At 65.4% G+C, this 13,734-nt stretch carries 13 protein-coding genes and 1 tRNA gene; 2 read left to right on the forward strand and 12 right to left on the reverse strand.

The genetic code is table 11. The features are described 5' to 3' along the window. The first annotated feature begins 266 nt into the window (after positions 1-266). A complete protein-coding gene (locus LB525_RS27010; protein ID WP_112128832.1) occupies positions 267-449 on the forward strand; it encodes a hypothetical protein in 183 nt (60 codons plus the stop codon). A 34-nt stretch (positions 450-483) separates the two neighbouring features. On the opposite strand, the gene LB525_RS27015 is transcribed toward LB525_RS27010, so the two are convergent. The 12 genes from LB525_RS27015 to LB525_RS27070 form a co-directional block, all read right to left on the reverse strand. Next, on the reverse strand, positions 484-792 hold the full coding sequence (locus tag LB525_RS27015; protein ID WP_224549300.1) for a UBP-type zinc finger domain-containing protein: 309 nt from the start codon (positions 790-792) through the stop codon (positions 484-486). 123 nt (positions 793-915) lie between these two features. After that, positions 916-2,583, reverse strand: coding sequence for an FAD-dependent oxidoreductase (locus LB525_RS27020; protein ID WP_224549302.1), 1,668 nt, complete (start codon positions 2,581-2,583; stop codon positions 916-918). A gap of 84 nt (positions 2,584-2,667) precedes the next feature. Then, the gene (locus tag LB525_RS27025; protein ID WP_224549304.1) at positions 2,668-3,387 is read right to left on the reverse strand and encodes a hypothetical protein; all 720 of its coding nucleotides are present in this window, start codon (positions 3,385-3,387) and stop codon (positions 2,668-2,670) included. A 125-nt stretch (positions 3,388-3,512) separates the two neighbouring features. Continuing rightward, positions 3,513-3,597 (reverse strand) — tRNA-Leu (locus tag LB525_RS27030). Positions 3,598-4,047: 450 nt separating this feature from the next. Beyond that, on the reverse strand, positions 4,048-4,668 hold the full coding sequence (locus LB525_RS27035; RefSeq protein ID WP_224549310.1) for a 2,3-bisphosphoglycerate-dependent phosphoglycerate mutase: 621 nt from the start codon (positions 4,666-4,668) through the stop codon (positions 4,048-4,050). Between the two features lie 31 nt (positions 4,669-4,699). Continuing rightward, positions 4,700-5,521, reverse strand: a complete 822-nt coding sequence (dapB, locus tag LB525_RS27040; protein ID WP_224549313.1) for a 4-hydroxy-tetrahydrodipicolinate reductase — start codon at positions 5,519-5,521, stop codon at positions 4,700-4,702. Further along, a complete protein-coding gene (locus LB525_RS27045; RefSeq protein WP_224549315.1) occupies positions 5,518-7,389 on the reverse strand; it encodes an ABC transporter ATP-binding protein in 1,872 nt (623 codons plus the stop codon). Before LB525_RS27045 ends, dapB begins: the two co-directional genes overlap by 4 nt. Before the next feature lie 119 nt (positions 7,390-7,508). Continuing rightward, complete coding sequence (locus LB525_RS27050; RefSeq protein ID WP_224526134.1) at positions 7,509-8,528, reverse strand: glucokinase; 1,020 nt, start codon at positions 8,526-8,528, stop codon at positions 7,509-7,511. A 214-nt stretch (positions 8,529-8,742) separates the two neighbouring features. Further along, on the reverse strand, positions 8,743-9,825 hold the full coding sequence (gene mepA / locus LB525_RS27055) for a penicillin-insensitive murein endopeptidase (RefSeq protein ID WP_224549317.1): 1,083 nt from the start codon (positions 9,823-9,825) through the stop codon (positions 8,743-8,745). Positions 9,826-9,956: 131 nt separating this feature from the next. Then, on the reverse strand, positions 9,957-10,859 hold the full coding sequence (locus tag LB525_RS27060; protein ID WP_224549319.1) for an SDR family oxidoreductase: 903 nt from the start codon (positions 10,857-10,859) through the stop codon (positions 9,957-9,959). A gap of 12 nt (positions 10,860-10,871) precedes the next feature. After that, a complete protein-coding gene (gene queG / locus LB525_RS27065; protein ID WP_224549321.1) occupies positions 10,872-12,023 on the reverse strand; it encodes a tRNA epoxyqueuosine(34) reductase QueG in 1,152 nt (383 codons plus the stop codon). Beyond that, positions 12,004-12,696: a glutathione S-transferase family protein gene (locus LB525_RS27070; RefSeq protein WP_040986376.1), complete on the reverse strand. Its 693-nt coding sequence runs from the start codon at positions 12,694-12,696 to the stop codon at positions 12,004-12,006. Before LB525_RS27070 ends, queG begins: the two co-directional genes overlap by 20 nt. Before the next feature lie 161 nt (positions 12,697-12,857). Here LB525_RS27070 and LB525_RS27075 point away from each other — a divergent pair, with 161 nt between their 5' ends. Continuing rightward, positions 12,858-13,664, forward strand: coding sequence for an undecaprenyl-diphosphate phosphatase (locus LB525_RS27075; protein ID WP_224549323.1), 807 nt, complete (start codon positions 12,858-12,860; stop codon positions 13,662-13,664). Positions 13,665-13,734: the final 70 nt, after the last annotated feature.

Consider the following 13,734-nt stretch of genomic DNA (forward strand, 5'->3'; position numbering starts at 1 on the left):
CCCTCCGGAGGGGGGAAAGGTGGCGCTGCGAAGCAGCGACGGATTGGGGGAACCACCTGGCAATCAAGCCTCGGCCTCACCAGTCACTCACAGAAGATGTGTGCATAGCGTAGACGAAGTGGGGAGAGTTGACCGCGCAGCGGACGGAGAGGGGGCAGCGCTGCCCTTTGCGATTTGGAGCAGATCGTCCCGCGTTAACCGAATCGGAAGGAGATGCTTAACGCTTCCTCTCTATGTCCCCTCCCGGGAGGCACCACAGAGCGAGCATGATGAACGATAGCCCCGAAAAGCGAAACGAATGGCGTGCCATCTTTTACGTGCAGGCGCGCGTCGCCATCCTGTTTGTGCCGGTTGTGCTCAGCCTTCTCCTCATCGGCATCTTCGCCGGCAATGAGCGCAAATCCGTGCCCGATGCCGTCGATCCGACCGTGACGAGCTCGGTGCGCTGAACAAGGCGTCGCCCGGCCGGCTTGCCCTGCACCGTCAAACAAACTTCGGGATCGGGCCGTTCTGCGGCGTCGTGTCGTCGCCGAGATCGATGAACACCTCGTCGACGAAGCACCAGCCCCAGCCTTCCGGCGGGTCGTAGCCCTCGATGATCGGATGCTGCGTGGCATGAAAATGCTTTGTCGCGTGGCGGTTGGGCGAGTCGTCGCAGCAGCCGACATGGCCGCAGGTCCGGCAGAGCCTCAGATGCACCCACCAGGAGCCGCTCTTCAGGCATTCCTCGCAGCCGAGCGCGCTCGGCGTGACCTTTTTGATGTCCTTCGTATGCGTGCATTCGTCCATCATGGTCTCCTGGCCGGTTTGGCTTATTGGTTCTGGAGCGTGATCCCGAAAAGTGGGAACCGGTTTTCGGAGAAAGATCATGCTCCAACAAGAGTTGGACCGTGATGGCGATTCAACGAACCGCCGTCACGGTCTAGCGGCGCCGTCCCGCGCCAGATAGGCATGCAGCGCCGCAACCACCTGGGCGCCTTCGCCGACGGCGGCAGCGACGCGCTTGGTCGAGCCGCAGCGCACATCGCCGATGGCGAACACGCCGCTGCGGCTGGTCTCCATCAGCCCGTGCCCCGGTGTCGTGTCCGGTCCGGTGCGCACGAAACCTTTGGCATCCAGCGCCACGTTGCAGTTCGCAAGCCAATCGGTGTTCGGGTCGGCGCCGATGAACAGGAAGAGGTGGCGGATGGCGCGCGTCGTCTCCTCGCCGGTCGCCCGGTTGCGCCAGTGCAGCCGCTCGAGATTGCCTTCGCTGCCCTCCAGCCCCGCGACCTCGGTCTCGGTCAGCACCTCGATGTTTGGCTGTGCCTTGATACGCTCGACCAGATAGCGCGACATGGTGGCGCCGAGGCTGTCGCGGCGCGCCAGCAGCGTCACCTTGCGCACCTGGCTCGCCAGATAGACGGCCGCCTGTCCCGCCGAATTGCCGGCACCGACCAGCGCCACCTCCTGGTCCTGGCAAAGCCTGGCCTCGATCGGCGAGGCCCAGTAATGCACCGAGGTGCCCTCGAACTGCGCGAGGTTGGCGATATCGAGGCGGCGGTAGCGCGCGCCGCTGGCGATCACCACCGCGCGCGAGCGCACCGTTTCGCCATCGCCGATGGCAAGCTGGTAGCGGGCGCCGTCGGTAGCGTCGTCGAGCAGCTTCGCCTCGTCGGGGATCACCATCTCGACGCCGAATTTCTGCGCCTGGTTATAGGCGCGCGCCATCAGCGCCATGCCGGTGATGCCGGTCGGGAAGCCGAGATAGTTTTCGATGCGGGCCGAGGCGCCTGCCTGACCGCCGAACGCGCGGCAATCGAGCACGATGGTCGACAGTCCTTCCGAGGCGGCATAGACCGCGGCCGCCAGCCCCGCCGGCCCGGCGCCGACGATCGCCACGTCATAGACCTTGTCGGCATCGATCGGCCGCAGCAGGCCGACGCAGCGGGCAAGCTCGGTCTCGCCTGGATTGTGCATGAGCTTGCCGTTTGGACAGAGCACGATCGGCAGATGGTGCGGGTCGACATGAAACCGCTCGATCAGCGTCTTGGCGCAAGGGTCGGTGTCGGAATCGAGCGCGCGATGCGGCAACCCGCTGCGCCGCAGGAAGCCTTCGAGGCGCAGCACGTCGCCATTGCCCGGTGGGCCGATGATGACCGGCGCGCTGGCGCCGCTCTCCAGCAGGCCGACGCGGCGCAGGATCAGCGCCCGCATGACGCGCTCGCCGAGATTGGCCTCCTGCACCATCAGGTCGCGCAGCCGCTGCGAGGGGATGACGATCGCCTCGACCGGCCCGTTCGCCTCGGCATTGACCAGCGACGGCCGGTTCGACAGCTGCGCCAGCTCGCCGACGAAATTGCCGGCGCCGTAGGTGATGATCGGCTCGCGCGGGCCAAGCCCGCCGGCCTGGGTGATGTCGACCTTGCCCGACAGGATGAGGATCAGCCCGGGCGACACCGTGCCGGCCGTCACGATGTGATAGCCGGCGGCATAGGCGCGTGCCTCGCCGAAACGGCGCATGCGTCCGATGTCCTCGTCAGTAAGCACGGGAAACATCTGGTCGCGGCGGGCGGCGATGGTCGGGCTGACGGAAGGGGCCATGGCGCGACCGTAGCGCCCGGGGCGGCGGGTTTGAAGCGGTTTGTTGGGCGACTGGCCGGAAGGGGTTGGCTGCTATGCCTTCATCTATCCGAGCGACGTCGCCAGCTTGCGCAGCGTCCCCCGCGGATCCTCGGTGATGACGGAGCCATGCGAGACAAGTATGCGTTTGAGCGCCGGCTGTTCCGCCCATCGTCTCAATTGCGCTGCGAGTGCCGCCTTGTCGCCGACCATCGTCAGTTTGACCGGCCAGGGTATATGCGGCTCATCACCAGCAAATCCCATTATGCGCAATGCCCAGCCTGCAAAGCCGGATGCGCCGCGGATGTTGCCGACGATATCGTTGAGAACGAGCGTCGTGCCGTTTGGTCCGTCAATTTGCAACGCCGCTTCGCGATCACGGGTTCCGGGGACGGTGACGAGCTTGACGTCGGGATCCCCAAAGTCGCCGCGCGTCGCATCGACATGTACCGCCTTCTCGACGCTGTTGAGCGCGCCAGCCGGTGCAATCACCTGAAGGGTGGGATAGCGATCCTTCCATGGCTTTGCATCGAGCCGGTGATGATCATTAGGGACGATCAAGAAGGCCGGCTGGCCGAAGGCCTCGATCTCGCGCATCTGTTCGTCGTCGAGCGCGATGGCGCTGAAGATGACAAGCCGCCGGTCGCGCAGTCGCACCACGGTCATGCGCCGTTTCATGTTGCCAACCGGCATCGGTATGTCGCCGGTCACCGTCAGAATATCGTCGTCGACAGGAGAGAGCCTGCCATGCGGCAGAACCTTCCACTCCTTGAACGGCGCGGGCATCACGGAACCTCGGGTTAGCCGGCAAGATAGGAACGGTTCAACGCGAGATGAGTTGCAGGGCACAAAAAAGCCCGGAAAATCCGGGCTTTTTTGCTCATCGCGTCAGATCGTCTGAAACGGGAATTTGGTGCCCAGAAGAGGACTCGAACCTCCACTCCTTGCGGAACACGGACCTGAACCGTGCGCGTCTACCAATTCCGCCATCTGGGCTGGTGGGCGCTCTAGTAAGCGGGCAAACGGTGTGTGTCAACGCGGTTTTTTCGTCAGCGTTGGCGCTGCCCCTCATCCGCCTGCCGGGCATTTCTCGCTGTGAACGGGCTACGCCATGCACACATCGTTCTGTGATTGGCGTGACTGATCAGGCCGCGGCTTGATTGCCACGTGGTCCCCCAATCCGTCGCTGCTTCGCAGCGCCACCTTTCCCCCCTCCGGAGGGAAAGGAAGGGAGTGTTGCTGGACGGGCGTTGACGGCAAAAGGCTTGGCGCCTTCCTCTACCCCGTCGATCGGGGGAGAGGTGGCTCGGCGAAGCCGAGACGGAGTGGGGGTCGACCAGCGCTACATAAGACAATGCATGCGCCAAGCTGCCATGCACGCTATCGCCAAAGGCCAGCCCGCTTGGAAATGTGCGCATGCCGTAGCGTGAACAGGGAGAAGGAAGCTCACCCCTCCAGCACGTCCTTCTTCGCCACCGTGGAATCGGCGTTGAGCTTGTAGATGACCGGCACGCCGGTGCCGAGCTCGAGCTTGACGATCTCCTCGCCGGACTTGCCGTCCAGCGCCATGATCAGCGCGCGCAGCGAATTGCCGTGCGCGGCGACCAGCACTGTCTCGCCGCGCAGCACATGCGGCTGCACCTCGTGCAGGTAATAGGGCCACACGCGTGCGCCGGTATCCTTCAGGCTTTCGCCGCCGGGCGGCGCGATATCGTAGGAGCGGCGCCAGATATGCACCTGCTCCTCGCCCCATTTCTTGCGCGCATCATCCTTGTTGAGGCCGGAGAGGTCGCCATAGTCGCGCTCGTTGAGCGCCTGGTCGCGGATCGTCTTCAGGTCGCTCTGGCCGACGATGTCGAGGATGTGCTGGCAGGTCACCTGCGCCCGCTTCAAGGCAGACGTGTAGGCGATGTCGAATTTCAGGCCGCGCGCCTTGAGCTTTTCGCCGGCCGCGAGTGCTTCGGCGGTGCCCTGGTCGGTCAGGTCGACATCGCGCCAGCCGGTGAACAGGTTCTTCAGGTTCCATTCGCTCTGGCCGTGGCGCACGAGCACGAGAGTTCCCGACATGTTTGCTCCTATGGAATGGTTTGGATAGGGATCAGCTCAGGCCGAGCACGTCCCGCATGGAATAAAGCCCCGGCTTCTTCGCGCGGGACCAAAGCGCGGCTTTCACCGCGCCGCGCGCGAAGATCGCCCGGTCCTCGGCATGGTGGGAAAGCGTGATGCGCTCGCCCGTGCCGGCCAAGATCACGCTGTGGTCGCCGACGACGGAGCCGCCGCGCAGCGTGGCGAAGCCGATCGAGCCCGCCTTGCGCACGCCGGTATGGCCGTCGCGCACCCGCACGCTATTGTCGGCAAGATCGATGCCGCGCCCTTTCGCAGCAGCCTCGCCGAGCAGCAGCGCCGTGCCGGACGGCGCGTCGACCTTGTGCCGGTGATGCATCTCCAGGATCTCGATGTCGAAATCGTCGAGATCGAGCGCCTTCGCAGCCTGCTCGACCAGCACCGCCAGCAGATTGACGCCGAGGCTCATATTGCCCGATTTGACGATCGTGGCATGGCGCGCGGCGGCGGTGATCTTCGCGTTGTCGTCGGCCGAGCAGCCGGTGGTGCCGATGACATGGACGATGCGCGCCTGCGCGGCATAGCCGGCGAATTCGACGCTTGCCGCGGGCGCCGTAAAATCGAGCACGCCGTCGGCCTTGGCGAAGGCCGGCAGCGGGTCGTCGACGATCGGCACGTTGATGATGCCAATGCCGGCGAGCTCGCCCGCATCCTTGCCGAGATGGGTCGAGTCCGGCCGCTCGACCGCGGCGGCGACGCGCGCGCCGGGCATGGTGTGGATGGCGCGGATCAGCGTCTGGCCCATGCGGCCGGCGGCGCCCACCACCACCAGGCCCATATCGCCGGCTTCACTCATGCGCTTCTCCTGACGGTCTTCTTGGCGCGGCTGCGCGGTGCGGGAGTTTGGGCCGAAGTCTGGCTTGCCTTGACGTCGTCGACAAGCCCCAGCCCCTTCTTGCCCTGTATCCGGTGGAAGCGGGCATAGATGCTGTGCGGGTCGGCCATCAGCGTCGCGTGCGTGCCTTCCTCGACCAGCCGCCCCTCCTCCAGCACGATGATGCGGTCGGCATTGACCACTGTCGACAGCCGGTGCGCGATCACGATGGTGGTGCGCCCTTCCATGACATGGGTCAGCGCTTCCTGCACGCGCGCTTCCGCCTCGTTGTCGAGCGCCGAGGTCGCTTCGTCGAGCAGAAGGATGGGCGCCTGGCGCACGATGGCGCGCGCGATCGAGACGCGCTGGCGCTGGCCGCCCGACAGCGTCACGCCGTTCTCGCCGACCGGCGTGTCGTAGCCTTGCGGCTGCTGGCGGATGAAATCGTCGGCGGCCGCCTGTTTCGCCGCCTGCTCGATCTCGGCGTCGGTGGCCGACAGCCGGCCGTAGCGGATGTTGTCGCGGATCGTGCCTTCGAACAGATAAGGCGCCTGCGAGACATAGGCGATCGATTGGCGCAGCGACCGCTTCGTCACCTTCGAGATGTCCTGGCCGTCGACTTCGATCGAGCCCTGGTCGACGTCGTAGAAGCGCTGCAGCAGCGCCACCAGCGTCGACTTGCCGGCGCCCGAGGCGCCGACGATCGCCGTCACCTTGCCGGCGGCGGCGGTGAAGCTCAGGTTTCGCAGCACCGGCATGTCGGCGCTGTAGCCGAACGTCACATTGTTGAAGCGCACCTCGCCGGTGGTGATCTTCGCCTCAACCGCGTCGGGCGCGTCGCCCTGCTTCGGCTCGAGGTCGAGCAGCTCGTAGATCATGCGGGCATTGACCAGCGCGCGTTCCATCGTGACCTGCATGCGCGCCAGGCGCCGCGCCGGATCATAGGCAAGAATCAGCGCGGTGATGAAGGAAAACACCGCGCCCGGCGGTTGGCCGAGATACAATGCCCGATAGCCGGAATAGGCGATGACGGCGGTAACGGCGAGACCGGCCAGCATGTCGGAAATCGGCGACAGCCGCTCGGAGACGCGGGCGATCTTGTTGCTGCGCTGCTCGGCCGTATCGGCCATGATGCCGATGCGGCGGGCCAGCTCGTCCTCCATGGTGAAGGCCTTGACGATGGCGATGCCTTGAACTGCCTCCTGCACCGAGCCGCTCAGCCGCGAGTTGATCAGCACGGATTCGCGGTTGATCTTGCGCACCCGGCGGGTGATGTAGACGACCGCCCAGATCAGCGGCGGCCCGATCAGCAGCGAGCTGAGCGACAGCACTGGATCCTGATAGATCATCAGGCCGACGAGGCCGACCAGGGTCACCGCGTCGCGGGTGATCGAAATCAAGGTCAGCGACAGCAGGTCGCGAATGCCGCCGACATTCTCGTCCAGCTGCGCCGCCAGGCGCCCGGAACGCGTATCGTTGAAGAAATTGACGCCGAGCTTCATCAGTTGGTCGAAACAGCGTTTCTGGTACCGGGCGACGAGATTGTTGCCGATCGTGGCTAACATCACCGCCTGGCCGTAACCGGCAAAGCCGCGCACGAGGAAGGCGCCCATGAAGCCGGCGCAAATCCACCAGACGGCGCCGCTGCTCCGTTCGTAGAAGATTTGATTGACCATCGGCGCCATGACCCAGGCCGAGAAGGCGGTCGCGCCCGAAACCAACAGCGAGCAGACGATGACGACCGCATAGGACCAGCGATGGTCATAGCCGTTTTCAGCGACGATACGGCGCAGCACCGCCGTGACCTCGGCGGGCCGGCTTTTTGCCTTGTTTGGATTTTGAAGTGTCAAATCGAAGCGCTTCGTGGATTCTCGTAAACGTCAGGACGCCTTTTTCGCACCCTCTTAGCGTCCCGGCTACGGCTTGCCTATGGCGAAACTTCGTCGCGCCGTCCCGAGCGCCGGAGCGATCACGCCCGCCAGTGCCGCCCCGCCGTCCGCACGCCGAACAGCGAAGGCGTCCTGGCATAGGCGGCAAGCCCGAGCAGCGCCGCCAGCGGATGGGTGATGACGTAGACCGGCATTTCGCGCATCAGCGCGCGGTGCGGCGCCTTGTCCTCGAAGGCGGCGCGGAAATTGCCCGCTTTGAGCGCCGGCACGATCTTTTGCGCGATGCCGCCGGTCAGGAACACACCGCCGCGACCCATGAACACCAGCGCCAGGTCGCCCGCGGTGCGGCCAAGGCAGGTGACGAACAGCGCCAACGCCTCCTCGGCCACCGGATCGGACTTCGAAAGCGCCGCCGCGGTCACCTCGGCCGGCGTGGTCAAGGGCGTCGGCCTGCCGTCCGTGCTGGCCACGGCGCGGTAGACGTTGACGAGCCCACGTCCGCACAGGATCTGCTCGCCGGATATGCGGCCCTCAAGCTTGTCGATATGCGGGAACACTTCGAAGTCGCGCGGCGTGCGCGGGCCGATATCCATATGCCCGCCCTCGCCCGGCACCGGTATCCAATGGTCGAGTGCATAGATCAGCCCGGCGACGCCGAGACCCGTTCCGGGACCGAGCACAACCCGGCTCGCATTGGGTTCCGGCGTGCCGCCGCCGATCTTTTCCATATGCTCTTCGCCGAGCGCCACCACGGCCAGCGCCTGCGCCTCGAAATCGTTGAGCACGACGACCTCGCCCAGACCCAGATTGGCAAGCATGTGCCGGGGCCTCACGACCCAGGGGCAGTTGGTGAGCGGGATCTCGTCGCCGTCAACCGGCCCGGCGACCGCCAGCACCGCCGAGTTCGGCTGGATGGACGAGCGGTCGAGCACCGCCGCCTGGATCGCCTCGTCGATGGTTTTGAAATTCGCCGTCTGGACGATCTGCGGCTCGGTCGCTTCCGAATTGGCGTCGAGCACGATCGAGAAGCGCGCATTCGTGCCGCCAATGTCGCCGATCAGGACCGGAAACCGCAGTCCCTTCTCGTCTTCGCCTGCCATGCTCTTGATCGTCCTCGTTGCGGCCGCCGCTGCGCCGTTTCAATCGATTGACTAGCGCATGACCCCGCAAAGGGGAAGCCCGCTTGCGCCTTAGAGCAACTCCAGGAAAAGTGAGAGCGGTTAGGCTCGCCGCCCGCTCCGTAGCTTTCCGTCCGGAATTGCGTCAAAGCGAAGAGATAGGGCGTTTCGCCGCTTCGTGAAACGGTGAAACGCACTAGTTCCCGGGCCTTGGCCTTGGCAGCGGGATGCCGATCTTTGGCGTCGGCGCGAAAGCGCTTGCCGCCGCCGGGATCGCGGCGTTGCCGCTGGAGATCGTTTCCGCCGGCTCGGTTGGCTGCGGTTCGGCCACGGCCACCGCGGCATCGCCGCCGCCATGATAGGTCACGGCCTCCAGCGAGGGCGCGTCTGGCGCATTGACTACGTCCTGGCATTGCTTGGGCAGGTTGGCCATCGTCATCAGGTCGCGCGCCTTGGGCGCATCCGGATTCTTGTTCGGCCGCCACGGCTCCTGGGTGAACCACCAGGCGAGCGGCTTGCCGCAGCCATCGTCGTCCGGCGTCGTCTCTTGCCCCTTGCAGAAGGGCGAGCCCGGCTGGCAGCCGATGCGCATATGGAAATGATAGTCGTGGCCCCAGAACGGCCGGATCTTGCGCAGCCAGGAGCGGTCGCCGGTGACGGTGTCGCAGAGCTTCTTCTTGATGCCGGGATTGACGAGGATGCGCTCGACCTCAGGATAGCTCGCCGCGCGCTTCAAAAGCCGCGTATGCGCCGGCGTCCACAGCGCGTCCTTCACCAGATGCGTTTTTTCGTCGACCATCAGCGTCGCGCTCATGGTCTCGCGCTGCGCGATGGTCAGCGGTCGCTTCGGCATCGGCGTCAGCCAGATATCGGCGTCGAGCCCGATCTGGTGCGAGGCGTGGCCGGTCATCATCGGTCCGCCGCGCGGCTGCGAGACATCGCCGACCAGAAGGCCCGGCCAGCCATCCGCCTGGGCATCGCGCGCGAGCTTCTCGATCAGCGCGATCATCGCCGGATGGCCCCAGCGCCGGTTGCGCGACGGGCGCATCACTTCCCAGGTCGGGCCGTCCATCGGCAGCGCGACGCCGCCGGTGAAGCAGCCTTTCGAATAGAAGCCGAAGGATTGCGCAGGCGCTACGGCCGGCAGTTTTCGGGCGCCGAACAACTCCTTGGCACGAGGTTCGGCCGAAATCGCGACAGCCGCCAGCGCGGCGAGCGCCACCAGCGCCAGGGCGGCGGTCAGGAACGGCTTGCGGTCAGGCAGCGATCGCAAATTCATCAGGCTGGGTCCCTCTCCAGTCTATCCGTTTGCCGCGCGTCAAGCGACCTGATCAGGAACGAATCATACCACGCCGCGCGTCCCACATCGATCAAAGCAGCAGAAGATGATCGTCATTCACCCTTTCGGCATCATCCTCGCATCGGGCTGCGCGGCTCTCCGTCCCGCCAGTTGCCCTCGGTCCACATCCGCTCCAGCGCCACCCGGTAGTTGGGAAACCTGAAGCGGTAGCCGGCCGCCTTGATCGCCTGATTCGCGACGCGCTTGTTCTCGCCATAGAAAGACCGCGCCATGGGCGAAAGTTGGGCGGTCTCGAAAGGAATTTCGGGCGGCGGCTCGATCCCCATCAGCCCGGCGGCGTAAGCCACGACGTCCTGCGGCGGCGCCGGCTCGTCATCGGTGACGTTGAAGATGCCGCCGAGATTGTTTTCCGCCAGAAGCCAGAGCGCCCCGGCGATGTCGTCGCAATGAATGCGGTTGAACACCTGTCCCGGCTTGACCAGCCGCCTTGCGGTGCCGTCCTCGAGATTGGCCAGCGCGTTGCGGCCGGGTCCATAGATCCCGGAAAGCCGCAGGATCGCCACCGGCTTGCCGATCTCGCGGCCAAGCTTCAGCCATTCCTGTTCGGCTGCCACCCGCATCATCGAGCGCTTCGACACCGGCCGGCACGCGCTGGTCTCGTCCACCCAGGCGCCGCCATGGTCGCCATAGACGCCGACGGTCGAGAGATAGCCGATCCATTCCAGCGCCGGCATCTTTGCCCGGATCGTCTCGCTGGCGGCGTTGAGCACCGGGTCTCCGGCCTCGTCGGGAGCGATCGAGACGATGAGATGCGTGGTCCTTGCGAGCGCATCGCTGACCTCGGGCGAGAGCGCGCCATCGAATTGTAGCGGCTCGATCCCGGCCGATCGCAGCACCTCGAACTTTTCCTGCGCCCGCGTCGTGCCGCAGATCGGAGCGCGCCGGTCATTGGCCCGCGCGAAAGCCTTGCCGGAATAGCCGGCGCCGAAGATGAGAAACCGTCTTTCGCCCATCAATGAACCCCTTCAATCGGCCTTCGCCGGATATGCCGGCTCCGCCAGCCATTCCTCGCGGACCGTCGCATCCGTCTCGGCTTTCGCAGCTGTGGCGGCAAGATCGCCAAATTCACGGTCGGAGAGCAGTCGCGACAGGGCCCAGATTGCCGCACCCCGCACCAGCGGCGAGGCGTCGCCGAGCAGGCGGCGCACAATGGGCGTTAGCGACGCATCGCCCGAATTGCCGGCGGCGATCAGCACGTTGCGGACAAAGCGGTCGCGGCCAATGCGCTTGACCGGCGAGCCAGAGAAGAAAACGCGGAACGCCGCGTCATCGAGCGCGAGCAGCTCCGAAAGCGGCGGCTCGCGAAGATCGGCGCGCGCGGCCAGCTTTGCCTCGGATGCCGCGCTGGCGAACTTGTTCCACGGGCAGGCGGCCAGGCAATCGTCGCAGCCATAGATGCGGTTGCCGATCTTGTCGCGGAACTCGCGCGGGATCGGCCCCTTGTTCTCGATGGTCAGGTAGGAAATGCAGCGCCGCGCATCGAGCCGGTAGGGCGCGGGGAACGCGCCGGTCGGGCAGACGTCGAGGCAGGCTCGGCAGGAGCCGCAATGGTCGATTTCGGGCTGGTCCGGCTCCAGCTCGGCCGTGGTGAAGATCGTGCCGAGGAACAGCCACGAGCCATGCGCGCGGCTGACCAGGTTGGTGTGCTTGCCTTGCCAGCCGAGCCCCGCCGCTTCGGCAAGAGGCTTTTCCATCACTGGCGCCGTATCGACAAACACCTTCACGTCGCCGCCTGCCTTCGCCACGATCTTGCCGGCGATCTCCTTCAGCCGGCCCTTCATCACGTCGTGATAGTCGCGGTTCTGCGCATAGACCGAGATCGCGCCGCGGTCGCGCTTTTCGAGGACATCGTGCGGGTCGCGGTCCGGGCCGTAATTCATGGCGAGAACGATGATGGAGCGCACCTCCGGCCACAGCGTCGAGGGTTCGGCGCGGCGCTGAACAGTGTCGGCGATCCACTCCATCGAGCCGTGGAAACCGTCGGATACGAATTCGGCGAGCCTTGCCGGCGCCAGCGGGATCGCGTCCGGCCGGGTCACCGCGACAGCCTCGAAGCCGGCCCGGCGCGCCTCCGCCTCGATCAGCGCGCGCAAGGTTTCAGAAGTCGAGGTCCGCATAATGCGATACCGGCGAAAGGCCGCGCACCCGGTCTGAAAGCAGCGGCCGGAACGACGGCCGCGATTTCACCCGCGTGTACCATTCGCGCGCGGCGCCATGTTCGCGCCAGTCGATCTCGCCGAGATAGTCGAGTACCGAAAGCGTCGCCGCCGCCGCGAGATCGGCATAGGTCACCTTGTTGCCGGCCAGCCAATGGCGCGTGCCGGCCAGCCAGTTGGTGTATTTCATGTGCTGGCGGATGTTGGCGCGCGCGGCACGGATGGCGGCCGAGTCCGGCGAGCCGCCGCCGGCGGTTTCCGGCATGACCGGCTTCAGCACGCGCTCGCGCACCAGGTGGCGCGTCACTTCGCTTTCAGCCTTCGCCAGATACCAGTCGGTCAGCCGGCGGATTTCGGCGCGCTGCATCGGGTCCTCAGCGAACAGCCGCTTGTCGCGCTTGAGCACACCGCGCGTCTCGTCGAGATATTCGGCGATCACCATGGCGCCGACGATCGGCACGTCGCCTTCGGCAAGCAGGATCGGCAGCGTGCCGGCCGGGTTCAGCGCCAGGAACTCCTTGCGCCGCGTCCACGGCTTTTCCTCGATCAGCGCCAACTCCTCGCCATACTCGCCGAAAGCGAGGCGCACGAAGCGGCAGGTGGCAAACATGGGATGATGGAAAAGCGTCAGCATGGTTCCGCGATGAAAAGGCGCACTGGCGAATCGGTGTCAGCGCCGATAAGTCTTGGCCGCCCGATTCCAGGGACTGTCATGGTGTTGCGACCTATAGGGGGACTTCCGCCCCATGACAAGCAAGCCCTTCCCTTAGCCGTCATTCAAAAGCAGAGGTTGCCATGGAAAGCCAGACCATCGTCGAAGCGCTGCTGCTTGGGTTGCTGGAGGGCCTGACCGAGTTCATCCCGGTGTCCTCGACCGGCCACATCCTGCTTGCAGGCCATTTCCTCGGCTTCCATTCCACAGGCAAGGCCTTCGAGATCCTGATCCAGCTCGGCGCGATCCTGGCGATCCTCAGCGTCTATTTCAGCAAGCTCTGGCAGATGGCGATCAAGCTGCCCAGCGATCCGCAGACCCGGCATTTCGTCGTCGGCATCCTGATCGCCTTCCTGCCGGCCGCCGTCATCGGCGCGCTGGCGCATGATTTCATCAAGACCATATTGTTCGAATCGCCCAGGCTGATCTGCATCATGCTGATCATCGGCGGCGTGGTTCTGCTCATCGTCGACCGCATCAACCTCAAGCCGGTCCACCATGATGTCGAGGACTTCCCGTTGAGCGTTTATCTCAAGATCGGCCTGTTCCAGTGCCTGTCGCTGATCCCCGGCACCTCGCGCTCCGGCTCGACCATCGTCGGCGCGCTGCTGATGGGCGTCGATAAGCGCGCGGCAGCCGAATTCTCCTTCTTCCTCGCCATGCCGACCATGGTCGGCGCCTTCGCCTTCGATCTTTTCAAGAACCGCAACGTGCTGACCTCGGCCGATTTGCCGATCATCGCCGTCGGCTTCATCGCCGCCTTCGTCACCGCGCTCTTCGTGGTGCGCTTCCTGCTCGACTACGTCTCGCGCAACGGCTATTCGCTGTTCGGCTGGTGGCGGCTGGTGGTTGGAGGGCTCGGGCTGGTGGCGCTGATGGTCTGGGGGTGATTACACTAAGGCGGCGCACCAAACGCCTTCGTCATCCACGGGCGGAGCAAGGAGCGAAGCGACGCGCGCA

This window comes from Mesorhizobium sp. CA16, assembly GCF_020165175.1.
GTDB lineage: Bacteria > Pseudomonadota > Alphaproteobacteria > Rhizobiales > Rhizobiaceae > Mesorhizobium.